Genomic DNA, 21,819 nt, shown 5'->3' on the forward strand with positions numbered 1-21,819 from the left:
GGAACGCCGCTTGGGACACCAAGATGAGCACATTCGAATTCCTATGGCAGGGTATCCTGGTTGCGATGCAGCCAATGAACCTGGTTTATGCGCTGGTCGGCGTGACGCTCGGCACCGCCGTCGGCGTGCTTCCCGGCATCGGCCCGGCCCTCACCGTGGCGCTGCTGCTGCCCGTGACCTACAAACTCGATCCCGGCGGCTCGCTGATCATGTTTGCCGGCATCTATTACGGCGGCATGTATGGCGGTTCGACGACGTCGATCCTACTCAACACGCCGGGTGAAAGCGCCTCGATCGTCACCGCGCTCGAGGGTAACAAGATGGCGCGCGCCGGGCGCGGCGGACCGGCGCTGGCGACGGCGGCGATCGGCTCGTTCGTCGCCGGCCTGATCGCGACGCTCGGGCTTGCCTTCATCGCTCCCTATATCGTCAAGCTGGCGCTGGTCTTCGGGCCGCGCGAATATTTCGCGCTGATGGTGCTTGCCTTCGTCACCGTTTCCTCGGCCTTCGGCGATTCGGCATTGCGAGGGCTGACGTCGCTGTTCATCGGCTTCGCGCTCGCCATGGTCGGCATCGACCAGCAGACGGGGCAGGCGCGGCTTTCCTTCGGCATTCCCGACCTGCTCGACGGTGTCGAGGTGACGACGCTTGCCGTGGCGATGTTTGCGATCGGCGAGACGCTTTATATCGCCGCGCAGGGCAACCGGATCGCGGAAAGGGTCGAAGCGGTCAAGGGTTCGCTCTGGATGACCGCTGAGGACTGGGCGCGTTCATGGAAGCCCTGGCTGCGCGGCACGCTGATCGGTTTCCCGATCGGCGCGATGCCGGCGGGCGGCGCCGAAATCGGAACTTTCCTCTCCTATGCGACCGAAAAGCGGCTGGCGAAGAATCCGGAGGAGTTCGGCCAGGGCGCGATCGAAGGCGTGGCTGGTCCGGAGGCGGCGAACAACGCGTCGGCCGCCGGCACGCTGGTGCCGCTTCTGACCCTCGGCCTGCCGACGACGGCGACGGCGGCGATCATGCTTGCCGGTTTCCAGCAATACGGCTTGCAGCCGGGGCCGCTGCTGTTTGCCACCAATCCGCAGCTCGTCTGGGGACTGATCGCCAGCCTGCTCATCGCCAATGCGATGCTGCTGGTGCTAAACCTGCCGATGATCGGGCTCTGGGTGCGGCTGTTGACCATTCCGAAGCCGTGGCTCTATGCGGGCATCCTGCTGTTTGCCACGCTTGGGACGATCGGTGCCAATCCATCCGTGTTCGAGCTCGGCATGCTGCTCACCTTCGGCCTGCTCGGCTATGTGATGCGGCTCTTCGGCTATCCGATCGCGCCTGTTGTCGTCGGCCTGATCCTCGGCCCGCTTGCCGAGCAGCAGCTGCGCCGGGCGCTGGCGATCAGCCAGGGCGACGTGACGACATTGGTGATGTCGCCGATCGCGGCAGGCCTGCTGATCGTTGCGGCAGCGGCATTTCTCATCCCGCTGATCCTGCGGCTTCGCGGCCGCGGCCAGGTGCTCTCGCAGCTGGCGGCCAACGAAGACTAAAGCACTATCCCGGAGCCGCGGGCCGCTTCCGGGTGACATGCATTGGAACAAAGAAAAAGACGAACCTACCCCTCCCTCGAGGCCGGCCATGGCGACATGTGCCGGCCTCCTGTTTTTGCATGGCTGAGGTGATTTTCTGAGCATTGTAGAGAGGCATGCGCGACGCCACCTATCAGCAGTCGATCAAAACAAGAGGAAATGGACAATGTCCGCCATCCGCAATTCAGTCCGCACGGGGTTCTTTGGCCGCGCATTCGCCGTGCTTGGCGCCGCAAATGCCGTTAGCGCCGCTGTCGAAGCCGGCCGCCGCCCGCGTGCCGGCGACCTTAGAGAACTCGGCATCGACCCGGCCTCCTTCGGTCAGGTCTCCCGCTAATCGCTTCAAGTCATGCATGAACGAATGAGCCCGCAACCGGTTGGTCGCGGGCTTTATTTTTTCTCAAAGGCGCCGCGATGCTGGGCACCGCGGCCTTTGACATCAGGCGTGAAGCTCTTCCTGCCCGGCGGCGTGGTCGTCTGCCCGCTCGCGTTTGTTGTGACGGATGGACGACCAGAGCGACAGGCCGATCAGTGCGGCGCCGCCGAGACCGGTGATCACCTCGGGGATATGCACCAGGGTCTGCGCATACATGATCACCGAGAGGATCAGGATGGCGTAGAAGGCGCCGTGCTCGAGATAGCGGTATTCGGCCAGCGTTCCCTTTTCCACCAGCATGATCGTCATCGAGCGTACATACATGGCGCCGATACCGAGGCCGATCGCGATGACGAAGAGGTTCTGCGTCAGGGCGAAGGCGCCGATGACGCCGTCGAAGGAAAAGCTGGCGTCCAGCACCTCCAGGTAGATAAAGGCGCCAAGACCGCCCTTGGCCGCGGCGCTCATCGTCTGCTGCGAGGCGTCGAGCAGCCCGCCGACCACTTCGACGGCAAGGAAGGTGAGCAGGCCGTAGATGGCGCAATGGACGAAGACGGTGGCTTCTTCGCCGCCGATCAGCCAGGAGAAAACCAGCATCAGCGCCAGCACGAAGGCGATCTCGATACCTTTGATGGTGGCCGAACGCGCCATCACCCTTTCCAGGCCGGGAAGCCAGTGGATTTCCTTCTTATGGTCGAAGAAGTAGTTGAGGCCGACCATCATCAGGAAGGTGCCGCCGAAGGCTGCGATCGGCAGATGCGCGTCGTTCATGATGCGGGCATATTCGGCCGGCTCGCGGGCGGCGAGCGCCAGGGCATCCCAGGGACCGATCTGAGCTGCGATCGCGACGATCGCCAGCGGGAAGACGATGCGCATGCCGAAGACGGCGATGATGATGCCCCAGGTGAGGAAGCGTTTCTGCCAGACCGGCGTCATCTCCTTCAGCTTGTTGGCATTGACGATCGCATTGTCGAAGGACAGCGAAATCTCCAGCACCGCAAGCACGGTGCAGATGAAGAAGACGGTCGCCATGCCGCCGATCGTGCCGGTGGTCTGCCAACCGAGCACGGCGCCGAGAACGAGGCCGAGGGCGGTGACGATGAAGGCCCAGCGGAAATAGCTGAGCGAGGATGTGTGGGTCACGGGCTGATTCATGGCCGCACCTCGCGGCCGCAAATCGTGTTGAAGAGGGTGGCTCTATCGGAAAGACGCGGCACGCCACCACGGGCATGCGGGTCAGGCATGGTGAGTTTGTTCATCGATGAAAAATCCGCCGGCTAAGCTGCAGGCGGTACCGACATCACGAGAGCGCCGTTAAAAACTCTCGCCAGAGGGGCCCGGCACCAAAGTTCCCCGTCAGCCGATGTCTGGAAGGCTGCGGGATAGGCCCTAGGTAATGGACTTCCCCAGCCAGTCAAGGCCGTTCGCGCCTGGAGATCGGCTGTTTTTTTGGGAACCATTCGGATGCCCGGTCGTTAAGCACTGGTTGAGCTTAAAAAAGGAGGCCGATGATGCACACTTCGACCCATGTTCCCGACAAACGCACCGAGGCGTCCGACCGCATGAAGCGGGCAAAGCCGAACCGTATGCAGAAGGCGCAGGTGCTGCCGCCGCATCATGTCGACCTGACGCTGACGCCTGGCGTCATCCACGACATTCATGTGCCCGCCCACGTTACCGGTGCCGATCTTTCCAAGGGCGGTCCCGACATGAAGGGCAAGAAATAACGGTTTTGAAGTCTCTCGATTTGAACAGGGTGAGGAACATATGACTGTGAATTTTGTGCCCCGCGATCTCTTTATCCAGCACGAGAATGAATGGAAGGCTATCCGTGAGGCGGATGAGCGCATCGATATCGGCAATCTCACGAAGCCGCTCGTTTCGTCTATCGGCCGCCCGGCTTCCGCCGGGAAAAACGAGACTCCGGCCGCACGCTCCGAATGAGCCAAAGACGGTCACTTGATATGGGCGCTCGGCCTGACGGCCGGGCGCTTTGCTTTTATCGAGGTCCATGCCGACTGAAATCTCGTCAAAGATGATGGGCCACGCCAACCTTTCGGAAAGGATTGGGCGGCGATAATCCCGGCCTCACGGGATTCGGACAGATGGCCAAGACAGCGACACGAAGCCGCCGCAAGGCGCCGGCGAGAGGAAAAAGCAGAGCGCGCAGCAGCGGCGGGCTGTTGCCCTGGACGGTGATCGGCCTTGCCGCGATCGCCGGCATCGCCGCCTACGACAATTGGAAGAGCATCAAGCCGATGCTTGGCCGCCAGCCGGCTGAGGCCATACGGGAGATGGCGCAGGAGAAGCCGGCCGTCAGGAAGGATGCGCCGCCGAAGCAGGTGGCGCTTGCCGCACCAGTGCCGAAAGCGGCGCCGACGCTGCCGGGCCCGCTGCCGCCGGCAGCCATTCCTACGCCCGCCGTTCAGCCGGTCAAGGCGATACCGTCTCCCTCTTCACCGGCTGCTGCGGAGATTGGAACGGTGGCTTTCGGTTATTGCGGGCAGGGCGCCCATATCAACTGCGTCGGCGACGGCGGCGTCTTCTGGTACAAGGGCGAAAAGATCGTCATCGCCGACATGGCAAGCCCGGTCGTCGACCGGGCGCGCTGCGATGACGAGCGCAGGGTCGCCTTCGCCGGCAAGGCGCGCCTGCTGGCGCTCCTCAACGCCGGCCCCTTCACGATGAATGCAGCGGGCAAGACCGATCCCTCGGGCACGCCGCGCGTCGTTTCGCGCGACGGGCGCTCCTTCGGCACGCAGTTGATCAATGAAGGGCTGGCCCGCAAGCCGGGTGGTGTCGGCGGCGCCTGGTGCGCCGCCTGACGAGACCGGGCTACTTGCCTTTCTTCACCAGCTGGCCGCCGGTGCGGAAGCTGCCGGTAAACGAGGAATCCTTGCTTTCGGCCGTGCATTCGATGGCAATCGGCTTGCCGGAATAGGGATTGCCGAAGGTGCAGAAGCCGGCGACCTTGACCTCCCCGGTCATCTTGTTGCCGACACCCGTGGTCACCAGGCTGAGCGGCAGGCGGGCATTGCCGTTGGAAGCGGGCTTGATGCCGCTGCCGTCCCCCTGGAAGCCGAGCGCTTTGCCGTCCGAGGTGAAGATGAAGGTCACCGTGCCGTTGGCCAGCGTGACGCTGGCAAGTTCGTTCTTGCAGCCCTTGGTGGCGTCGAACTTGGCGACGACGAGCTTGGCGCATTTGCCGGAAAGTGTAATGACGCCAGGCGCGCCGGGAAATGTCTCCGCAGGAGCAGCCGGGGCTGCCGAGGCCGGCAAGGCGAACGCGGTGGAAAAAATTGCGGCGGCAAGCGCTGATAATTTCATTTCGATCTTAAACCCCATGTCCTGACGAGGCGAATCACGGCCTCAGCCTCGGTTCGCCATGGCATGGTTCTGTGTCCGAATTTGGCTCTGTTGTCGACAGCACCACGATTCCTTCGACTGCCGAGCCGGATTGGCAATCCGTGGCGGACGAGCGGAAGGTTTGTTGAACGACGGGATACAAGGCCCAGCAATGGCTCAGGATGCCGGCATAGACAACGAGTCGATGCGACAGAGCAGGTGGCAAGGCGCTCATCAAGCGCCTGCCGTCTTAGATGCACTTCTGGCCAAGGGGAATGGGCCCAGGCAGGGAAGTCCGGACCCATTCTTTCCCGATCGGAGGTCAGTCGGATCAGGAAGCTGAAGCTGCCGGCTTACATGCAGCCGGCAGCCTTTCATCAGAATGCGCGCTGCAGGCGGAAGTAGCCCGAGGTGGTTTCGTCAGCATTGTCCGGATCGAGGTACTGAACCGAAACCTTTGCCGCGAGGTTGTCGACGATCTGGTAATCGATCGTGACGCCGACCTTCCAGGCATTAACGTCGTCGTTGAACTCGCCGGCGGTGACACCGTAGTTGTCATAGTACTGAACAGCCGGAGTGATCTTCAGCTTGTCAGTGGCCTTGATGGCGTATTCGGCAGCGATCGCCCATTCAGCCTTGTTGTAGTAGGCGTTCGGGTTGCTTGCGTAGACAACTGCGAGGCCGAGCGTGCCCGGACCGACAGCAACCGTACCCATGGCGCGGACGGCGCCTTCTTCGTTGTCGGTGTCGTACCCGGCAGTGATCTGGTAGCTGAATGCACCAGCCTTGCCGCCGAGACCGACGGCAACGCCGACGTTGTTGGCGGTTTCGCCGTCATAGAACGGGCTGTCTTCCAGCTCGTCAACGCTGACGCCGGCGTAGAAGGCGTCGGTTTCGTACTGGTAACGGATGGAGTTATGCAGCGTGACCGGAGAACCGATATCGTCGGTTTCGCCGGAGAGGCCGTCGTCCCACCAGCTGTAGAACAGACCAGCGCGGAAGCCGGCGATGTCGATGTAAGCGGAGTCGAGCTGGGCCTTCTGGGCCGTCGCGTTGTCAGCATTGAACTGCATGACGATGACGCCGGTCAGCGGACCGTACTCGGTGTCGCTCTTGGCGGTGAACTGAACCTGGCCGCGCGTACGTGCGTCCCAATCCGAGTCGTTGGCGACAGAACCGCCGCCGGCAGCGCCGATCGAGCTGGCGTTCGGAGCAACGTCAACCTGGAAACGGATGTAACCGTTGACCTTGAGGCAGGTTTCGGTGCCCGGGATGTAGAAGTAGCCGGTGCCGTAGGCGTCGCAGACGCGAACATATTCAACCGGTTCCGGCTCGGCAGCAACGATAGCGTCAGCAGCCTGGGCGCCGGATACTGCTGCAAGTGCAGCAGCGGAGCCGAGAAGAAGGCTCTTGATGTTCATGGAATAACCTCCAGTTCAGATGCAAGAGGATGAAGACCGTTGCCATTGGCAGTCCCTACGGATCTTCACCCGGTGTGAGCGAAGCGGCACCTTTTGGTCGGTGCCTGCCTCGCCGCGGAAGTTACACAGGGCATGGTGCGCCGCAATAACAATAACGATCATGACAGAAGGCTGCCCTAGCTATGTTGCTGAAATAACACGCGTTTTGTCACAAACCTGTCATCGATCCGTCACAAAGTCGCAGCTTCCGGACAGGCGAGCAACGAGGGGCTGAGCGCTCGGCGGCAGTATGCAATTGATGCTCGAATGAGTGCGTCCTCATATACGGGCGCGCCATAACTGCCATCGCACGAATGGGAGCAGGGCAACGGATCTGAACGATTGGGACAACGACGTGCGGAAAAACAGAAACCCGAGCAGGTCACGCGAATCAGGTTTGACACGACGTGTTTAGGGAGTTTTGAAGTCGTCCCAGAGGATCGCTACACCAGCCGCGAATATCGTGATCGGAATCAGCCAAAGCTTGATGCTGACCGGCTCGACGACATGAAACTGCATATAGCCGAAACCGAAGAGGCCAGCGCCAGCCAGGGTGATGCCGAGGATTATCGATATCGCTTTGCGTGTCCGCGTCCTCTGCGTCATACGTCCCGCTGCTTCCCGCGTGGATGGTCATCCCGCAGCCGATTGAAATCCGACCCAGTCTGGTCGAGCCGGAGCATGCCCGTTTTAGGAAATGAAAATCCCCGGGTCGGGGATCTATCAACGATGTCAGGGAGTTCGGATGGTGGGCGTGACAGGGATTGAACCTGTGACCCCTACGATGTCAACAAGGTAGACGGCCCAGAAACGGTGGGTTCCGCATCGCCAGCAGACGCCGAAACCAAACCATTTTCGTCCGTTGCCCGGGGTATTCTTGGGCTAAAACTGGGCGTGCCTCGTTCTATCGATCAGCCTAAGAACGTCATCTTGGCGGCCCAATGGTTGGCTGATTTGTCAGTGCCATTTTCCATCGACGACCTTGTCGCCAGGTTCGATCTTGGTCGAGAGGAGCTCGATCAAGCCTTGGCACTATCGAAAGCGTTCCGGATCTGTCGGAGGGCTTTTGGATGAGTGTAAGACGTCCACCGACTGGAGAGGAAATTATCTCCTGGCTTAAACAGGGGGTCGCTCTGCTTGAGGCCGCTGGGGTCGCTATCCCTCGCGATCTCATCCTGAGGCCTGATCGACGGAGGATCGAGCGGCCGCTGAATTCGGAGCAAAGGCGGATCAGGGATCACGTTGATCAGTTCATGGCAGCCTCGGTCGACGAGTTGCCGGGCGCGCCGCCGCTACAGGCTCAGAGGATCTATGAAGCCTATCGGCGATTTGCCGACAAGAAGGCACACCAGCCGATTTCACAGACAGCATTCGGCCGAGCGCTAGCAAAGCGCCTTCGAAAAGAGAAGATGGGAGCCCGAATCTACTACTTCGATGTGCAACTGCGCGATGAACCGGGGCTACCGCTATGAACCCCGTACCCCACCCCTCGAATGAGCCTCCCTCCCGGATTGCGTCGGCATTGCCGGCGCAATCGGCCGCAGCTCTTAAGTGTTTCAACACGGGTCTCAGGCTATCCCCGTACCCCACCCGCATCATGCCTCATGGCCAATACTATCGAAAATTGTTCGAATTGTCGGATGGTTGGATAGTTTTTGGAGAGTTTGCGGATAGTAGGGGGCGGCGAAAGCGCAAGGTATTCAGGCGCTTGGAGAGTTTGGATAGATTTCCCGCGCATATACGTACGGAAAGCTTGACCGCTGAACCATTTATAAAAAATTGCTCTACGTTACGGGGAAAACTATCCGAACTATACAACTATTTGAAAATATTAATAAACACTCTCCGATCTACTATCCAAAAACTATCCAATCTATCCAAAACTGAGAGAGAAATTTGTGATAGTTACGGTCAGCAATGCAGACGCACATCTCATCCTGAAGTCTCGCAGGTGTGCCTCACAGCGGCTTTACGACCTAAGACAGCGGCAGGTGCCTTAGGTCCGTCCTTGTCCACCTCACCGGTCAAGGGACCGTACAAACGATCCGACAACCTACGGGCCGGGGCGACCCCGGAAACCCGGCGGATCGGAAAATATTGGGTTGACGGGTTGAAGCCCACGGCTGAGGTTGACCCTGTTCGCACTTTCGATGAAGCGGCCGGCCCGATCGCCCAGCTTCGCGACATGCGCACCAGGCTGCGGGATGGGCGCCGCCAAATCCGACTGCTCCTTGATGGCCTTGGCGGTTTTCTCAACTCCCTCGATGGTGGCGACCAGGCTTCGCTTGATCGATCCATCGGCCTCAAATCATGGGGCAGCGTTTCGGCCGATCGACAGGAGGCACTTAAACGGCGTGATGACATGCTGCGCCGGCTCTATCGCGAAACGAGAGGCTGGATGGATCTCCCGTCGTCAGCCGCCGTGCGCATGATGAGGCTTGACGCCGAACGTTATGAGACGCGCCGCCGGCCCCGCGACCCTGAGGACTTCACTCCTCCACCCGTCGAGCCGGCGCGTACTTGGTGGAAAATTCTTACGGCCGGCGCGACCATTCCCGGCACCAAACGTCTCCAATGCGAGGCGATACGAGCTGAGATGCGCTTCGCTGGCGCTGGTCTGCGCGAACTCCGGAATCATATGGATCATTCATCACCTCGAAGGGCGCGGCGATCATGCGTCATCGGTGCGTTAGGGACTGACGATGACCGACGCTCCGCAATGGCTCCAGACCTACCCTCCTGCTCGGCGCGCCGCACTGATGGTTCACTTCGACGAGTCTCGAGCGTCGCGGTTGTTCGGATCTGCCGCACAACGTGGTCGCGGAAATGGCGTCAACTGATCGGCTGTGGTCACCGCTGTCGCAACTGCCTGGACGCGGGTCATATCATCGTCACGGCCCGCGAAGGCGAGCCGAGCGTCATTCGACTGTCGAAGGGGGTAGGGGGTTTAAATCCTCAGGGGGAGACCGAGGGGCCTAACCGCATAGGTCTCATTCACACGTTTTTTCTTCGCGGCCGAATATTTTGCCGCCTTAGTGACTTTAAGGGCCGAAAGTGGCCCCGTGGGCAGTAGATGATTGCAAGAAAGCGTAACAAAATCAGTGATATGAGTTCTTCGATGCGCGCTGATGATCGCCGATCGGACGGAATATTTTGCCATGACGATCAACCGGAGCTTCCGGGCATCGCCCCCGCCTCGAAACCGTGTCAGCGTTGCAGCACACCGTTCCTGGTTGGCCGCCGGCGCGGCCGGCCGGAAACCTTCTGCAGCTCCGAATGCCGCGCTGCGACTGCCACCGAGATGCGCGTGGATTGGGCGCGACATCATCCTCGGCAAGGCAACATCGACCGGCGGCAAAACATCGAATGTCGGGGCTGCGGCGAGAATTTCAGTGCAGCGCCAAAGGCGGGGAGGCTTCCGCGCTTTTGCTCACCGGAGTGCCGGCGCAAAGTGATCTTGGAAAAGCAGGCCGAGCGCGAACGCCGTCGGCGCACGGCCGGCTTTCGACCCGGGAAGGACGGTTCGCGATGAGTATATCGATCGGTTACAGCCAGCAGACCGAACTCGATCTGTTAGAATCACTCCGCCCGGCCGCGCCCTTGTCGCGATTTAGGTTCGCGGTCGACGACGATCTCTCCTCGCTGGAAACCGGCTCGAGGCTGGCTGCGACCGCCTTGCGACCGGAGCTGTCGAACCAAGATCGGGCGTTTCTCGCTGCCGTCGCGGCCGAGCTGAGTTCGCCAGCTGTGCCTGTGGCCGTGAAGACCAGGCGGCGGCGGAAGGTGGCGGAGCCCACGCCGTCAACGGCGCCACAGCTGGGCATGCCGGCGCTTCTGGCCGGATATGCCCGGGAGTTCTACCTGGGCAAGCCGCTTTCGCTAACCGAGATCGCCAAGTCGATCGAGCGGGAGATGGTCAAAAATTTCGTTGATGCGCCTGAGGCGGAGCGGCAAAAGCGCCGCGCCACAATGGAAAGCATCCGCCGCTATGACAAGTTTAAGCCTTTGAAATATCGCCGGATAATGGACCTCATCGGTCACGTATTTGCCGTGCAATAATTTCCGTAGAAATTGCACGATCCGCTTCGTAGCCTTTGTTCAAGCACGGAGCAGCCACATGGATATTTTCGCATTTCTGAAAATCCGCAACAAGGACGACGTTCGCGACCTCGAGACGAGGATAGGCGAGCTGGATCGCGAAGCGACGGCTGCGCGGGCAGAGATTGATCTGATCGAGCAGCGGCGAGCTGATTATATTCTCGCAGGCGATCATGCCGCGCTCGACGCCGACGATGCTGCCGCGGCCAGGCTGCGCCGAACCGTCGAGCGAACCACGCTGTTGCGGCCGGATTTGGTCGCAGCGGTCGACCGCGCAAAAGCGAAAGCCCGCGATCGGCTGGTTAAGGAACTCAAGGCTGATCGTGCGAAAATAGTCACGGATGTCCGGACCGCGATAATCGCCGCCGTCGATGCGAACGAGCGCGCGATGGCCTTCTACGAAAAATGCCGGGCCGCAGTAGGAGATCATCTCGCATCAATCGAGTTGCCGTCGGCCACGTACCCGCTTCTGACAAGGGAGATGATTGAGCCGTGGGATAGGTTCCTTCAGCAGTATGAAGGTCCTATTCGCATACCCGCCACAGTTGGCACCCCTGCGGTTAGGCCGCCGGCAAAGCCGCAGCCGGAAAATCCAGCGTCTGGGAGAGTTCTGCCGCCACCTCGTCAAAAACGCGCGACCCGGACACTTCCGGCCCGAGTGCCTGAAGGGATGGTGCGGATGATCGTCGTCCGGAACGGCTACCAAGGCCCGGCCGGCGAGGCGCTCCATACCGGAGATCTCGTCGACCTTGCCGAAAAAGTCGCTGAAATCGCGGCGAAGAATGGCGCCGTCGAATTTGCCGAGCAACCTGATGGATCGGAGGCTGCGTGAGATGTCGACTTTGTTCAAATTCTTTCCAACGAGCGACACGCAGACCTTGGCCGATAAGCGCCAGGTGCGTGTGACATGCAGCGCCGAAACCGTAGATCGCGATGGCGAGATCATTGTCCAGGCCGGCATAGACTGGTCGAATTTCATGGTGAGCGGCGCCGGCCCCGTCCTGTGGAACCACAATCCGAACATGCCGATCGGCAAGTGCATCGACATCCGGCTCGCGAATGGGCGGCTCACTGGATTGGTGCAGTTTCCGGATCAAGGCGACGATCCGGAAGCTGACCGATACTATGCCAAGATCAAGTTCGGCTCCGTATCCGGCATCTCTATCGGCTTCATCCCGCGCCGTTGGGAGCCCATGGATAAAGGTAACCGTGGCGGTCCGAAGCGCTACGACGCGTGTGAACTCGTCGAGTTTTCATTTGTGCCAATCCCGTCCAATCCGAGCGGCATAGTCACAGGCAAAAGCCGTGGCGCAAGCGACCAAGCCGAGTGGCAGCGCCAGAAACGCCTCCGCGAAGTCGAGGTTCTCAAATTGGCGAGCACGCCTGAACATCGCACGGCTCGCCAGATCCGCCTCGACGAAGTGGCTATGCTAAAGTCCGAAGGCGAGCGCCACAATCGCGACATCAAAACTCTTGAGGCCGCCGAACTTGAAGTAAAGCGTCGTCGTCGCGCTGCCGAACTCCGCTATCGGGGCCTGGCGGCATGGTGAGCGTGGTCGTCCCCAATAGCGAACGCCAGCTGACGCGCGCGATCGCAAGTGTCGAGAGTGCGCTCGAGCGGTTCGGCCCTCTGACCGAAATACAGCGCCAGCGGCTCGGCTTCGTCCTCGTTGAAAAAGTTCGCGCCGCCGTCGTGGCCCGAGAGGCCGACCGGTTTCGTGCGCATGGACTTCCGGAGGTTGACGCAAAGCTGATCGAGCTGGCGCTGGGCGCTGCGATCGAGACTGTGGTTTCCGAAATTTTCGGGGTGCCTCGTGCCCCGACGGCCGTGAATTGAGGGGCTTAGCAAATGGCTTTTTCAGGTCTTGACGTTGTGGCAGGGTTCGCTGGCGGTAAGGGTGCCTACGGTGGAACGCCGTTGTTGTTTCGCGCGCCCAGGTGGTCAGAGAACGTTACCGATGGTGGGGTTTCGGCGCACAGTGCACCTGGCGCCGAAGCGCCTCAGTACGGCGAGCCGGTCGTTCGCTTTCGCTCTTCGGTCGATGGGTGGGTAGCAATCCGGCGCTCACCCGACGCATCACCTGCCGGCATACGGATGTTCGTCGACGCGGGATCCCTCTACGACGTCATTGTCGAGGCGGGAGACAAGGTTGCGTTTGCCGCAGGAGGTCTTAGCGGCCTTCATGTCGTCCAGTTGCTTGCCGGTGGCAGGGGGTGGGAGGGCACCTTCGTCGATTTGATGCGCATTCCGCGGTGGTCGGAAACCCTTTCTACCGCCGGCGCGACGACTAAGTCGGCAGAACGGTCGCGACTTCATGGGCTTGGGGAGCCTGTATTTTTGCTGCGCAGCTCGGCAGACGCGTTCGTTGCTGTCGGGCCTAATCCTGATGCGTCAGCCGGACCCAAATTCTTCGTACCTTCCGGTACCGACTATTTCATCTCGGCCGACCAAGGCGACAAGGTCGCGTATACGAGCCCCGGCGCGTTTAGCGGCGTTCATATAGCTGCATGCTACGGCGGAGGTCTTGGGGCGCGAGGCGGAGTGGTCGATTGCGTCTATCGTGCCTTGTGGAGCGAGACGCTCACTTCCGCCGGCACAACGGTGAACTCGCTTAAGGAGGCGCCTCGCCGCGATGCTTTCGGGGATGGAATTTTTCGCGTCTTTCCGACCATCGACGGTTTCATCACGGTCGTCCAGGCGGCCGATCCCACCAATACGGCAAGAATGCCCGTCACAGCTCTCGAGACATACGATGTCTTTGCATCGCAAGGCGATCGCCTTGCTTGGCAGCCGGCATGAGTTGCACTCTCAGAGGGCCACGTCGATGAGCGCTATTTTCTCATTTGCCTATCCCGACTGCATCCAGGTACTGACGGACGGTGCATGGGTATCCGAGACCGGCGAGCTGATGCGCGTGAAGACGAAGAGCTTTGCGTCATCGCGCCACCCGATCGCCTTTACCGGCCGCGGCACTTCCTCGGTCCAGGTCATGAACATTATCGACGAGCTGCTCGCCTTCGCCGAGTCCGAAAAGTGCGCCGGCGTCGACGCGGCCCTTGGCTTTGCCGAGGCATATTTCGAGCGCATGGCGAAAGGCGGTCCCTTCAACGGCGAAATCGTGATCGCCGCCTATTCCGAGACGAAAGGCACTGTTCACTTCGTTGTCGCTTGCCATGATCATTATGGCCTCGCCGCCCCGTTCCGTCTCGAAAACCCCGCTGCCCAGATACTCCTCGGGCCGACGATTTCCCTCGACGACTTTCCGCCAGGCGCTTTCTCGCCGGAAGATGTTGCGTCATCGAATTTTCCGGCGAGGCATGGCGCGATGATCATGGAGGCGCTGCGCCGCAAGCCCGCGCGGATCATCGGCTGGGAGCGCGAATTCTTCGCGGTCGGCGGCCTCTGCGACCTGACGACGGTCAACGCTGCCGGCGCCGACGTACGGCCGCTCTGCGGCTGGGCCGACGAGGTCGGCAAGACCATCGATCCGAACGCGCCCCGAATTTACGAGGGGTTCACCTATGCGAAATGAGATCGTGCTGGCGCAGCCCATCGCGGAGCTGATACCGCCGGGAGAGGCCGTTGACGTCTATTTTCGAAGCTCGCCACTTCGTTCGCATCGCGAGCATCTGCAGGTGCCGGCCGGCCTCTCCGTCAGCGAAATCATAGCTCTCTGCGGCATCAAGCCCGGGCGTCTTCACGTGAGCATCGGGCCGGATGCGGTTTATGAGAAATACTGGAGCCGTGTCCGCGTCAAACCAGGTGCAACGGTGACCATCATCAAGGTTCCGGGCAAGGGCGCGCTGCGCGCGATCGCCGGCCTTGTCGTGGCGCTCGTTGCCGCCGTGGCGGCGCCGTGGCTGGTCGGCGCGCTGCTACCTGGCATGGCGGGAACCGCCGCCGCCAGCGTCGCCACCGGTCTGATCGGCGCGGGAATTATGAGCGCGGGAATGCTGCAGGTGAACCCACTTTTGTCACATCCCGGCGGCAGCCTATCGTCGCTCACGGACACCAGGAAGAGGTGCTTCGACCAGGCCCATGTTCTTCAAATCATCAAGAATAACTCGTTCAATGATATCGTGCGAGCAGCGTGATCCTGCGCAGTCTGCCCCTGCCCTTCTACAGATTCTGTCGGCCGAAGTGGGGATCAACGCTCAATCGATCGGCCAGGTCGCAGCAATCACGCTGCCTATGAGCAATGGCAGCAGATCGGTTCGCTGATCGAGGCGGTCCGTCTCGGCACCAAGAAAGCTATCTCTGAGGCGACAACGGAAGAGGCTGCTCGCCTGGCCGCCGTTACTTGGCCGTAAGCGCGCCAACGTCAACGAAGGACATCCTCATGACGAATCGAACGATCTGACCCGATGGCGGCGCTACGATCGCCGGCTACATTCTCGACGAGGCATTTACGCGGTCGCTCGGATCGATCAAGACGGCGGGATTGCCGAGGGTGAATGTTGATCTCAGTCGCAGCATCCCGTCGCAATTTCCGGATGTCGGCGGCCGTTTTTGATGCATCCCGGCGACACGATCCTCGTCATGAGTTCGATATCGCAGATCGCCGCGCGCGATCATGTGTCCAAGGCGGCCGTATCGAAGGCCGTCAAGAAAATGTTCGAGAAGATCCCGGATGCGCCAGTTGAACGCGGCTCACAGGGCCAAGTGGTTCGCATCTAGCTGGCGCACTATGATCACTTTCGCGAACGCTTCATGAGCGTCACCGAGCTGCCAGCCGGACAACAGGCGCTGTCGCTAAGGACTGCCGGCTCTCAGGTTGATCCGAGCGAGAGTTTCAACGAGGCGCGCCGGCAGAACGAGTGGCTGAAGCTCGAGCGCGAACGCTTGATACAACAGGTTGAAAGTGGTCGCCTGATCGACAAGGCCAAAATTGAAGGCATGGCGAAATCGATGTGCAGGGAAATTCAGGCGCGGATCAATCGGCTGCCGAACCTTGCAGACAGCCTTGCTTTGGCAGTTTCCCGCGAAGGCACTTTCGGGGCCAGGCATTGCCTCAGTGAACACACGGAAAAGCTCTCAGCGGAGATCTGGGCGATATTGACCGGGGACATAGCAGTCGGAATCTCGATCCACGCATCAAGTTTAGGCGCACTCCTAGAGGCCGAAGAGCCAGGCCGTTAACGGAAGCAGGCCTCCCCACGCCTAACGTCCGACAGGGGCCAAGGTCGGCAAGGCAATCAACATGGCGGGAGCCGGCCTTGGCTGGACCGGCTTCTGCCATATCGGCAGCGGGTCTGATCTGTAGGAAGACGCTCGGCCATTTACTTGGAAAAAGCTGCGAAACTCCTCGCACCGTTGGTGGCCCTAAGGATCTGCCGGAATATCGCAGACTCCGGATTTACATCGCTGGCCGCGACCATCGCCGCGACCGGCTACGGTTGCTTCGCGTCACGCTTTTCAATCGCCTTGCGGGCGCCTTCCGGAAGCAAGTTGTACAGAGCATCGACCTCCACCCGCTCAGTAATCAAGCGTTGAACGATGCGGTTCATACACACGAGAATGAAGCGGGCTGTCGGCTCGTCATCTTTCATGTTGATCTCGCCGGGGTGCACGGCGTTGTTCCCGATGACACGAACAGAGTCCAGCATCTTTTGGATATCTGGACTGAGGCCTTTTGCGACAAGTTCGCCGATTTGCTCGTGGAGCTGATCCTTCTTACAGTCCAGTTCCTTGCATAGCTCCTGGAGAGCAAGGCGCGCTAGTGCTGCTGACGCCCTGGGCGATGCGGAAACAATCTTTGCCGCCTCTGTAAACGTTTCTCTTACCGCTCGGGGCATGTCGTCATGAGCCGGAATTTCGCTGCCGCTCGGATAGATCATCTGAGAATAAAGCCATATTGAAATATCGCCACAATGATTGCATTCGGCAGCGTTTATGTTCCAGACTATGCGAGCGCCGAAGAGGTCTTTTTTCGGCCACCCGAAGAATGTTTCCCGTCCAGCTCGCCGGTATAATTCTTTCACCATGGGTTCCGGCGGCTCACTCACCTCTTTTTGCCTTATCTTCGCCAATAGCTCGTCGGCACTCTCCTTTGTGTGTCGTGCGGGCCTTTCTCCCTTCTCGCCTCGCTCCTGGAAGAGGTTGTGCCAATGCTGCGTTGCGCGCACACCACAGTGCGGGCAGTTAAATTCCGACTTGTCTATACTCGGTTCGGAATATCGGGCGGTCATCTGTTTTTTTACCTATCGAGATTGCTTGGGTAAGCCCGCCGGAGAGGAGTTAGAACCGGCGGGCGGAACGGCTGGCACGGCTTGATGAATTTAACGACGGATCGGAATTTTCGAATAGTAAGTTGGGACATCATATCCCTGATCAGCAAGAAACTGTTTTAGCGCCAGATCCGAGACGGTCGCATATGGCGACGGGCCGACGGTGACACTCAAGACCGGCAGCCGCAGTGGGCCGCTCTTGCCGACCCACTCGTAATAGGGCACGACACCCAGAGAGCTGACCCGATACTTTGGCGGCACGGTACCGTCGATGTCAGGGCGATAGCAAACCGCGCGATACTCCTCTTCTGCCTCAAAAGCCGAATTTTTGAAACGCGTTATGAGTTTCGCAATCTCCATCGCCGCGCCAATTGCCAAACGCTTCGATTCTTCTTCATCAAACGCTTCACGCTCACCCTTGATGGCAATCGCTCTGTCGTAGATGTCTTTAACCAAGCTGATCGTCAGATCCCTTTGGAAGTGTTCGTCATAGACAACCTTTGTCAGAAAGTGCGGAAAGTTCCGGGACTGCCAGTTTTCGAGCTCAGCCGCGTTGAACTCTATGCAATAGGGAACGACATCCTTCCCATAGTCACGCCACTGGTTAAGAAGGTTATTGCGCGCACTCATGCAAAAGATGATGGGCTGATAATGTCGCATCGCGTCTGCGATTTGATCGATCAGGTACGAGCCTGCGTTCTTTTCCGCGTCTGTTTTGTCTTCGACGAACTCACGGATAGCGTACGCGGCGACTTCAACGCCATACACAACCTCTGATCCGTCATTCATGAACGCGGCGTCAGAAAACCAAAGCTTGTGTTCGCCCAAAATGCCAATCAGCCCTTGAGCGCTCGTGTAGTGAAACAGAGATGTCGGGATGACGACATCCTGATAGATTCTCTTAATTTGGATCTCGGCCAATCCGTCAAATACGTTGACGAGCGGCGGCAGGTCCGCCGGCTGCTGTTCTAATCCATCTGACCCTTTTTCATCTGGTGACGCGTCTTCCATTAAATTTCCCCGTTATCAGGTTGAGCGCTCACCCGCGCTTCATCTTCAGCGAAAATTAGGCGGACGATCACCCGCCGGAGGGTTCTAACAGTCCGGCGGGTGGCATCAGCTTCAAGGGCGTGCGGGTTCCGCTCTATGACGTTAGTGGAGATCACGCTTTTCCCGAGCAATCTGCTCGCTGCCGGGATGGCGCTTGCCCTTCAGCACTTCGTTGATACGTCCCTGATTAACGCCGAAGTGGAAGGCGATCTCATGCTGGTACTCACCGTTCCAACTGTGCAGTCAGACCTGTACGGCGTCGTCGAGGGTGAGGCGGTGGTTCGTATGCTTCATTTTGGAGGTTCCTAGTGGTTAAGAAACCTCGATCAGCTTGACAGGCCATCCTCCCCAAGTATCCTTGGAGGTGTCAAAGGGGTGAGCTGTTTCGCCGATCGAGGCATTCGGTTTATTCGACACGAGGCCGGGGTTGCACCCCCGGCCTTTTTCGTGCCCTGCTCGCCCGATCGGCGATCAGTGAGGAAAGTAAGTTTGAAACCATTGATTCAGTCAAGGGGTTGAAAATTAACTCCTGTGGAGCGGGTGCATGCGATAAGCATCTGCACCAAATAGGTTTTTATCCATCCACAAATAAAAGTTGTTTAAAATCAATGTGTTTCACCTGAAACACTAACTGCATGAAAATACTTAGGAAAACCGGTCGTTGATCTGCCGCTTTCCACATAATCCACAGTTTGGACTTGTCGGCGGCCGCATTTAGTGGGCGCGATTTAGAATCGCGACGACGCGTTTCGGCAAAAGTCCATCACAAGATTTGTCGGAAGTGATTCTCTGTCGATGCTTTGGTCTTGGTCAGGTAAAGGCTGCCGAGGCAGATCGAACTCAGCCGATTTCCCGCCACCGGGTGACGTCGAAAAGCGGGCCTTCGCCTCCCAGTCGATATTGTCGTCGCTGATCAGTGTGATCCGAGCCCTGAGAAACTGGTGTCGACGTGAGGTGGCCGCGTTCGATTGTCCTGCCATCGCGCTCGAACTCGATATCGCGATCCGTTGGCGGGTTCGATGTTTGCCATTCGCCCATTTCTCTCTCCTCTGCTCAAACAGCTCGCACACGATACATCGTTTCCAGTTAGTGTGAATGCCTCAACCCGTGCTCGTGTTTTCGGATAGTTTTGGGCGTCTGCTGGCGCAAAGGGGGGTGGGGGGCGATAGTTGATCGGCGTCGCTCTTTCGTAAAAAGTCGATCTCCAGTAAATGTGGGCACGTCGGCAGAGGATCTCCTCGCTCGCATTCCGCCGCATGCTCACAGGGCGCCCCCGCCCGGCGCCGCCGTGGTGAAGCGGCCCGCGTTGTGCTTGGTGCGCCTGCGGGCGATATTTCTCCGGGAACTGCAGGGCCGCTTTGCGGGATAGCTCCGCCTCTCAAGAGAGCCTTTCGGCCGGCTATGTTTTCGGCAACGCCGCCGGTGGCAGCGACGGAAGGCCATCTGGTTGATTTGGTGGAACCTGCGCACCCGGAAAAACCGGCGGCGGCTGGTGATGATTATGAGTGAACCAAGGCCATGCCTCGGAAGGAAGCCTTCCTGAGAGATTGTATGGGTTGATCTCCGCGATCAGGAAATTCTGGAAACCGAACAGCGGCTCAAAATGAACCCGAAGTTCGTGCACGGAGGCACCGGACTTGATGCAGTAAATGAGCGGCAGATAATTCCAATAGCTAACCACATAGGGGCTATTCATTATCCAGCGATTGGCGGTCTCTACGCTGAGCTGCGGCGAAAAAAACGTGATGATATATGTCTTAAGCATTTTTATCAGCCCCGGCTGCATCGCCCTCAACAAAGATGTTGGGTGTTTGGTCCGCCGTTAGATCGATCGTTGTCAGCGGCCGTCCAGTTTCTCCCAATAGGGCAATTCGACGTTGTTCAATGAGATAGTCTTCAGACTGCAAACGATCGGGCTCTTTGATTGCGAAGTAGGCAAAAAACACTAGCGCAGCTGCGATAATCACGACCACGGAATAGGTAAGTAGTTCCTGAATATGGCCCGTCGTAAAATAGATCGTCGGCAAAAGCGTCGTCAGCGAAATTCCAAGAAGCCAAAGCATGGGCGACATGACGCTCTTTGTCGTCATACGCTCTATCGCCTCCCCATGATGGGGGACATTCGGAATGTTGAACGATGATGGCCGTGATCGTTTTCGCATGGTCAGTTTCCCGTTCGGGCCTTTCGACATCGAGCTTGTTTTCGGCTTTCAGATAGCTGGCATCGCCATTCTTCGCCGCGCGGAAAGATCCATACTATGGGAGCGCTTCAACTTCTGTTCGATCTGTTCAAGATGATATCAACCGCTTTATTTGCGTCGTAATCTGGGGGCAGCGATAGTTGGAGAGTTCCTTGCTGCGCAAAGGGGGCGGGGGGAGGCCTGCCTTTCAGCCATTACTCTTCTTCACCAGGTCGAAGCCGTATCGGGCTGCGATCGTCTGCAAGTTCTTCAGAAGCGCCTCGTCATATCCGGGATCGTCTTTCGCCGGGAACGCCTCGACGGGAAGCGGGGCATCGTCATCGTTCCGCGTCGCTGGTGCGAATTCGACCTGGCGGCGGCCGTCCGGCAGGTAGCGGACGTCGAGGATCGATGAGCGGAGTAAGCGCAGCTCGTCCAGGATGTTGTCGAGCGTTTCTTTCGCTAGACCAGGCGTCGGATGGGATTTCAGATGGTCCCCGAATGACACGCCGTAATCAGCTTCATTAGGTTCTGGCGCGGTTGCATGGCGCGCAACATGCTCGTCGTATTCCAGTGTGTCCTGGAGACGCTTCACAATCTCTGCATTGAGTGACCGCCCATTCTGCGCAGCCTGCACTTTGAGGCTATCGCGCATGCCGTCCGGGAACCGGACAATGTACTGCTCTAACTTCCGGCTCGGCGTATCCTGCACCAACTGAAAACTCCCTAAGCATTTAATATCTCCTTAGGCGATATTACCGATTGACACAATTATCTCCTTAGGCGATATTCTTGCGATATCGCAATAGGAGATATGAGATGACGCGTGTGGGACGAGAGGGCGATAAATTTGCGTTGCGCCTCCCTGATGGCCTGAGAGATCGCATCAAAGAAGTAGCGGAGCAGAATAGCCGCTCGATGAATTCCGAGATCGTCACGATCTTGGAGCGTGCAATGTTCGATCAAATGGAAATGAAAAAGGGCGGTGAAGTCTCGGCGTAGGAACCGACTTCACCGCCCGCTTTGTTCAACATTCTTTCGTGGAGAATGCCGAAATGCAGACAGACGATATCAAAAATCCGGCGGGAAAAGCAAGCGGCGCGTTTAGCCGGCGCTTTCTGTTGCGTAGCGCGGCGACAACCGCAGCGCTGGCCTTTCCAGTTGTCGCGGCAGCGGATGAAGAGCCGGCGCTCGAAAAACTGGCGCGTATGATGGCCGAAGCCTCGGCCGCGCTTGACAAATATCAAAACGGAACTTTCTCCGCCGTCATCCATCCCGCCTCCGCCGCGGTACTCGAGAATCGACCGGCAACGTTGGATGAAGAGGTTGACCGTTGCGTCAGCGCGCTGAAGAGGCTGCTTATCCAGATGCATCCGGGCGCCACAGTCACGGCCTTTCGATGCGTCAGAGAAGACGATCAGGAGCGCAGCATCATTTTCAACGTCCGCCATCCTCGTGAAAGCAACGGGAACTCGCACACGGACTTTAACTCCTGAGGCAAA

At 59.1% G+C, this 21,819-nt stretch carries 28 protein-coding genes; 18 read left to right on the forward strand and 10 right to left on the reverse strand.

The window, feature by feature from the left end; genetic code table 11:
• Nucleotides 1-23: 23 nt before the first annotated feature.
• Nucleotides 24-1,541 carry a tripartite tricarboxylate transporter permease gene (locus tag GGD57_RS15840; protein WP_184471218.1) on the forward strand — a complete coding sequence of 506 codons (1,518 nt, stop codon included), beginning with the start codon at nucleotides 24-26 and terminating at the stop codon, nucleotides 1,539-1,541.
• A 205-nt stretch (nucleotides 1,542-1,746) separates the two neighbouring features.
• Nucleotides 1,747-1,917 carry a hypothetical protein gene (locus GGD57_RS15845; protein WP_010066613.1) on the forward strand — a complete coding sequence of 57 codons (171 nt, stop codon included), beginning with the start codon at nucleotides 1,747-1,749 and terminating at the stop codon, nucleotides 1,915-1,917.
• A 102-nt stretch (nucleotides 1,918-2,019) separates the two neighbouring features.
• On the opposite strand, the gene GGD57_RS15850 is transcribed toward GGD57_RS15845, so the two are convergent.
• Complete coding sequence (locus GGD57_RS15850; RefSeq protein ID WP_184471220.1) at nucleotides 2,020-3,111, reverse strand: DUF475 domain-containing protein; 1,092 nt, start codon at nucleotides 3,109-3,111, stop codon at nucleotides 2,020-2,022.
• Between the two features lie 353 nt (nucleotides 3,112-3,464).
• Between GGD57_RS15850 and GGD57_RS15855 the strand changes: the two genes are divergently transcribed.
• From GGD57_RS15855 to GGD57_RS15865, 3 genes are all read left to right on the forward strand, one after another.
• Nucleotides 3,465-3,683 (forward strand): hypothetical protein, encoded by a 219-nt coding sequence (locus tag GGD57_RS15855; protein WP_184471222.1) that lies wholly within the window; start codon nucleotides 3,465-3,467, stop codon nucleotides 3,681-3,683.
• Between the two features lie 40 nt (nucleotides 3,684-3,723).
• Complete coding sequence (locus tag GGD57_RS15860) at nucleotides 3,724-3,900, forward strand: hypothetical protein (protein ID WP_184471225.1); 177 nt, start codon at nucleotides 3,724-3,726, stop codon at nucleotides 3,898-3,900.
• A gap of 161 nt (nucleotides 3,901-4,061) precedes the next feature.
• Nucleotides 4,062-4,781 carry a hypothetical protein gene (locus GGD57_RS15865; RefSeq protein WP_184471227.1) on the forward strand — a complete coding sequence of 240 codons (720 nt, stop codon included), beginning with the start codon at nucleotides 4,062-4,064 and terminating at the stop codon, nucleotides 4,779-4,781.
• Between the two features lie 10 nt (nucleotides 4,782-4,791).
• Here GGD57_RS15865 and GGD57_RS15870 read toward each other — a convergent pair whose 3' ends face one another.
• The 3 genes from GGD57_RS15870 to GGD57_RS15880 all read right to left on the reverse strand — a co-directional run bounded on the left by GGD57_RS15870 (nucleotide 4,792) and on the right by GGD57_RS15880 (nucleotide 7,367).
• Entirely contained in the window at nucleotides 4,792-5,283 is a 492-nt protein-coding gene (locus tag GGD57_RS15870) for a hypothetical protein (RefSeq protein ID WP_432443365.1), read from the reverse strand.
• Nucleotides 5,284-5,678: 395 nt separating this feature from the next.
• Complete coding sequence (locus GGD57_RS15875; protein WP_184471230.1) at nucleotides 5,679-6,722, reverse strand: porin; 1,044 nt, start codon at nucleotides 6,720-6,722, stop codon at nucleotides 5,679-5,681.
• A gap of 450 nt (nucleotides 6,723-7,172) precedes the next feature.
• Nucleotides 7,173-7,367, reverse strand: coding sequence for a hypothetical protein (locus GGD57_RS15880; RefSeq protein WP_184471232.1), 195 nt, complete (start codon nucleotides 7,365-7,367; stop codon nucleotides 7,173-7,175).
• Nucleotides 7,368-7,831: 464 nt separating this feature from the next.
• On the opposite strand from GGD57_RS15880, the gene GGD57_RS15885 reads away from it, so the two are divergent.
• The 10 genes from GGD57_RS15885 to GGD57_RS15930 all read left to right on the forward strand — a co-directional run bounded on the left by GGD57_RS15885 (nucleotide 7,832) and on the right by GGD57_RS15930 (nucleotide 15,999).
• On the forward strand, nucleotides 7,832-8,233 hold the full coding sequence (locus tag GGD57_RS15885; protein WP_184471234.1) for a hypothetical protein: 402 nt from the start codon (nucleotides 7,832-7,834) through the stop codon (nucleotides 8,231-8,233).
• 2,056 nt (nucleotides 8,234-10,289) lie between these two features.
• Entirely contained in the window at nucleotides 10,290-10,820 is a 531-nt protein-coding gene (locus tag GGD57_RS15890) for a hypothetical protein (protein WP_184471236.1), read from the forward strand.
• A 58-nt stretch (nucleotides 10,821-10,878) separates the two neighbouring features.
• A complete protein-coding gene (locus tag GGD57_RS15895) occupies nucleotides 10,879-11,691 on the forward strand; it encodes a hypothetical protein (protein WP_184471238.1) in 813 nt (270 codons plus the stop codon).
• 1 nt (nucleotide 11,692) lies between these two features.
• The gene (locus GGD57_RS15900) at nucleotides 11,693-12,409 is read left to right on the forward strand and encodes an HK97 family phage prohead protease (RefSeq protein WP_184471240.1); all 717 of its coding nucleotides are present in this window, start codon (nucleotides 11,693-11,695) and stop codon (nucleotides 12,407-12,409) included.
• Entirely contained in the window at nucleotides 12,403-12,696 is a 294-nt protein-coding gene (locus GGD57_RS15905) for a hypothetical protein (protein WP_184471242.1), read from the forward strand. The genes GGD57_RS15900 and GGD57_RS15905 overlap by 7 nt, the downstream gene beginning before the upstream one ends.
• A gap of 258 nt (nucleotides 12,697-12,954) precedes the next feature.
• A complete protein-coding gene (locus tag GGD57_RS15910) occupies nucleotides 12,955-13,659 on the forward strand; it encodes a hypothetical protein (protein ID WP_184471244.1) in 705 nt (234 codons plus the stop codon).
• 25 nt (nucleotides 13,660-13,684) lie between these two features.
• Nucleotides 13,685-14,392 carry a hypothetical protein gene (locus GGD57_RS15915; protein WP_184471246.1) on the forward strand — a complete coding sequence of 236 codons (708 nt, stop codon included), beginning with the start codon at nucleotides 13,685-13,687 and terminating at the stop codon, nucleotides 14,390-14,392.
• Nucleotides 14,382-14,954: a hypothetical protein gene (locus GGD57_RS15920; protein WP_184471248.1), complete on the forward strand. Its 573-nt coding sequence runs from the start codon at nucleotides 14,382-14,384 to the stop codon at nucleotides 14,952-14,954. The genes GGD57_RS15915 and GGD57_RS15920 overlap by 11 nt, the downstream gene beginning before the upstream one ends.
• Before the next feature lie 445 nt (nucleotides 14,955-15,399).
• Nucleotides 15,400-15,537 (forward strand): hypothetical protein, encoded by a 138-nt coding sequence (locus GGD57_RS15925; protein WP_184471250.1) that lies wholly within the window; start codon nucleotides 15,400-15,402, stop codon nucleotides 15,535-15,537.
• A gap of 33 nt (nucleotides 15,538-15,570) precedes the next feature.
• The gene (locus GGD57_RS15930; RefSeq protein ID WP_184471252.1) at nucleotides 15,571-15,999 is read left to right on the forward strand and encodes a hypothetical protein; all 429 of its coding nucleotides are present in this window, start codon (nucleotides 15,571-15,573) and stop codon (nucleotides 15,997-15,999) included.
• A gap of 251 nt (nucleotides 16,000-16,250) precedes the next feature.
• Here GGD57_RS15930 and GGD57_RS15935 read toward each other — a convergent pair whose 3' ends face one another.
• Entirely contained in the window at nucleotides 16,251-17,048 is a 798-nt protein-coding gene (locus GGD57_RS15935) for a DUF4145 domain-containing protein (protein WP_184471253.1), read from the reverse strand.
• Nucleotides 17,049-17,138: 90 nt separating this feature from the next.
• Nucleotides 17,139-18,098: a DUF2971 domain-containing protein gene (locus GGD57_RS15940; RefSeq protein ID WP_184471255.1), complete on the reverse strand. Its 960-nt coding sequence runs from the start codon at nucleotides 18,096-18,098 to the stop codon at nucleotides 17,139-17,141.
• 135 nt (nucleotides 18,099-18,233) lie between these two features.
• Here GGD57_RS15940 and GGD57_RS15945 point away from each other — a divergent pair, with 135 nt between their 5' ends.
• Entirely contained in the window at nucleotides 18,234-18,446 is a 213-nt protein-coding gene (locus GGD57_RS15945; RefSeq protein ID WP_184471257.1) for a hypothetical protein, read from the forward strand.
• Between the two features lie 531 nt (nucleotides 18,447-18,977).
• Here GGD57_RS15945 and GGD57_RS15950 read toward each other — a convergent pair.
• The 4 genes from GGD57_RS15950 to GGD57_RS15965 all read right to left on the reverse strand — a co-directional run bounded on the left by GGD57_RS15950 (nucleotide 18,978) and on the right by GGD57_RS15965 (nucleotide 21,029).
• Nucleotides 18,978-19,175, reverse strand: coding sequence for a hypothetical protein (locus tag GGD57_RS15950; RefSeq protein WP_184471259.1), 198 nt, complete (start codon nucleotides 19,173-19,175; stop codon nucleotides 18,978-18,980).
• A 361-nt stretch (nucleotides 19,176-19,536) separates the two neighbouring features.
• Nucleotides 19,537-19,902: a hypothetical protein gene (locus tag GGD57_RS15955; RefSeq protein WP_184471261.1), complete on the reverse strand. Its 366-nt coding sequence runs from the start codon at nucleotides 19,900-19,902 to the stop codon at nucleotides 19,537-19,539.
• Complete coding sequence (locus GGD57_RS15960) at nucleotides 19,895-20,227, reverse strand: hypothetical protein (RefSeq protein WP_184471263.1); 333 nt, start codon at nucleotides 20,225-20,227, stop codon at nucleotides 19,895-19,897. The genes GGD57_RS15955 and GGD57_RS15960 overlap by 8 nt, the downstream gene beginning before the upstream one ends.
• Before the next feature lie 298 nt (nucleotides 20,228-20,525).
• Nucleotides 20,526-21,029 carry an Arc family DNA-binding protein gene (locus tag GGD57_RS15965; protein WP_348645982.1) on the reverse strand — a complete coding sequence of 168 codons (504 nt, stop codon included), beginning with the start codon at nucleotides 21,027-21,029 and terminating at the stop codon, nucleotides 20,526-20,528.
• Nucleotides 21,030-21,136: 107 nt separating this feature from the next.
• Between GGD57_RS15965 and GGD57_RS15970 the strand changes: the two genes are divergently transcribed.
• Both GGD57_RS15970 and GGD57_RS15975 read left to right on the forward strand, forming a co-directional pair.
• On the forward strand, nucleotides 21,137-21,319 hold the full coding sequence (locus GGD57_RS15970; RefSeq protein ID WP_184471265.1) for an Arc family DNA-binding protein: 183 nt from the start codon (nucleotides 21,137-21,139) through the stop codon (nucleotides 21,317-21,319).
• 53 nt (nucleotides 21,320-21,372) lie between these two features.
• On the forward strand, nucleotides 21,373-21,813 hold the full coding sequence (locus GGD57_RS15975; protein ID WP_184471267.1) for a hypothetical protein: 441 nt from the start codon (nucleotides 21,373-21,375) through the stop codon (nucleotides 21,811-21,813).
• Nucleotides 21,814-21,819: the final 6 nt, after the last annotated feature.

The organism is Rhizobium esperanzae (genome assembly GCF_014197615.1).
In the GTDB taxonomy this organism is placed as follows: domain Bacteria; phylum Pseudomonadota; class Alphaproteobacteria; order Rhizobiales; family Rhizobiaceae; genus Rhizobium; species Rhizobium esperanzae_A.

What these genes read in the sequence shown, in the direction of transcription:
- GGD57_RS15975 (WP_184471267.1), top strand. Translation starts at nt 21,373, where the DNA reads ATGCAGACAGACGATATCAAAAATCCGGCGGGAAAAGCAAGCGGCGCG.
- GGD57_RS15850 (WP_184471220.1), bottom strand. Translation starts at nt 3,111, where the DNA reads ATGAATCAGCCCGTGACCCACACATCCTCGCTCAGCTATTTCCGCTGG.
- GGD57_RS15940 (WP_184471255.1), bottom strand. Translation starts at nt 18,098, where the DNA reads ATGGAAGACGCGTCACCAGATGAAAAAGGGTCAGATGGATTAGAACAG.
- GGD57_RS15890 (WP_184471236.1), top strand. Translation starts at nt 10,290, where the DNA reads ATGAGTATATCGATCGGTTACAGCCAGCAGACCGAACTCGATCTGTTA.
- GGD57_RS15865 (WP_184471227.1), top strand. Translation starts at nt 4,062, where the DNA reads ATGGCCAAGACAGCGACACGAAGCCGCCGCAAGGCGCCGGCGAGAGGA.
- GGD57_RS15970 (WP_184471265.1), top strand. Translation starts at nt 21,137, where the DNA reads ATGACGCGTGTGGGACGAGAGGGCGATAAATTTGCGTTGCGCCTCCCT.
- GGD57_RS15955 (WP_184471261.1), bottom strand. Translation starts at nt 19,902, where the DNA reads ATGCTTAAGACATATATCATCACGTTTTTTTCGCCGCAGCTCAGCGTA.
- GGD57_RS15855 (WP_184471222.1), top strand. Translation starts at nt 3,465, where the DNA reads ATGATGCACACTTCGACCCATGTTCCCGACAAACGCACCGAGGCGTCC.
- GGD57_RS15880 (WP_184471232.1), bottom strand. Translation starts at nt 7,367, where the DNA reads ATGACGCAGAGGACGCGGACACGCAAAGCGATATCGATAATCCTCGGC.
- GGD57_RS15910 (WP_184471244.1), top strand. Translation starts at nt 12,955, where the DNA reads ATGTTCGTCGACGCGGGATCCCTCTACGACGTCATTGTCGAGGCGGGA.
- GGD57_RS15900 (WP_184471240.1), top strand. Translation starts at nt 11,693, where the DNA reads ATGTCGACTTTGTTCAAATTCTTTCCAACGAGCGACACGCAGACCTTG.
- GGD57_RS15920 (WP_184471248.1), top strand. Translation starts at nt 14,382, where the DNA reads ATGCGAAATGAGATCGTGCTGGCGCAGCCCATCGCGGAGCTGATACCG.
- GGD57_RS15960 (WP_184471263.1), bottom strand. Translation starts at nt 20,227, where the DNA reads ATGACGACAAAGAGCGTCATGTCGCCCATGCTTTGGCTTCTTGGAATT.
- GGD57_RS15945 (WP_184471257.1), top strand. Translation starts at nt 18,234, where the DNA reads ATGACGTTAGTGGAGATCACGCTTTTCCCGAGCAATCTGCTCGCTGCC.
- GGD57_RS15840 (WP_184471218.1), top strand. Translation starts at nt 24, where the DNA reads ATGAGCACATTCGAATTCCTATGGCAGGGTATCCTGGTTGCGATGCAG.
- GGD57_RS15950 (WP_184471259.1), bottom strand. Translation starts at nt 19,175, where the DNA reads ATGGGCGAATGGCAAACATCGAACCCGCCAACGGATCGCGATATCGAG.
- GGD57_RS15930 (WP_184471252.1), top strand. Translation starts at nt 15,571, where the DNA reads ATGAGCGTCACCGAGCTGCCAGCCGGACAACAGGCGCTGTCGCTAAGG.
- GGD57_RS15860 (WP_184471225.1), top strand. Translation starts at nt 3,724, where the DNA reads ATGACTGTGAATTTTGTGCCCCGCGATCTCTTTATCCAGCACGAGAAT.
- GGD57_RS15905 (WP_184471242.1), top strand. Translation starts at nt 12,403, where the DNA reads ATGGTGAGCGTGGTCGTCCCCAATAGCGAACGCCAGCTGACGCGCGCG.
- GGD57_RS15870 (WP_432443365.1), bottom strand. Translation starts at nt 5,283, where the DNA reads ATGAAATTATCAGCGCTTGCCGCCGCAATTTTTTCCACCGCGTTCGCC.
- GGD57_RS15915 (WP_184471246.1), top strand. Translation starts at nt 13,685, where the DNA reads ATGAGCGCTATTTTCTCATTTGCCTATCCCGACTGCATCCAGGTACTG.
- GGD57_RS15925 (WP_184471250.1), top strand. Translation starts at nt 15,400, where the DNA reads ATGAGTTCGATATCGCAGATCGCCGCGCGCGATCATGTGTCCAAGGCG.
- GGD57_RS15845 (WP_010066613.1), top strand. Translation starts at nt 1,747, where the DNA reads ATGTCCGCCATCCGCAATTCAGTCCGCACGGGGTTCTTTGGCCGCGCA.
- GGD57_RS15875 (WP_184471230.1), bottom strand. Translation starts at nt 6,722, where the DNA reads ATGAACATCAAGAGCCTTCTTCTCGGCTCCGCTGCTGCACTTGCAGCA.
- GGD57_RS15935 (WP_184471253.1), bottom strand. Translation starts at nt 17,048, where the DNA reads ATGACCGCCCGATATTCCGAACCGAGTATAGACAAGTCGGAATTTAAC.
- GGD57_RS15885 (WP_184471234.1), top strand. Translation starts at nt 7,832, where the DNA reads ATGAGTGTAAGACGTCCACCGACTGGAGAGGAAATTATCTCCTGGCTT.
- GGD57_RS15895 (WP_184471238.1), top strand. Translation starts at nt 10,879, where the DNA reads ATGGATATTTTCGCATTTCTGAAAATCCGCAACAAGGACGACGTTCGC.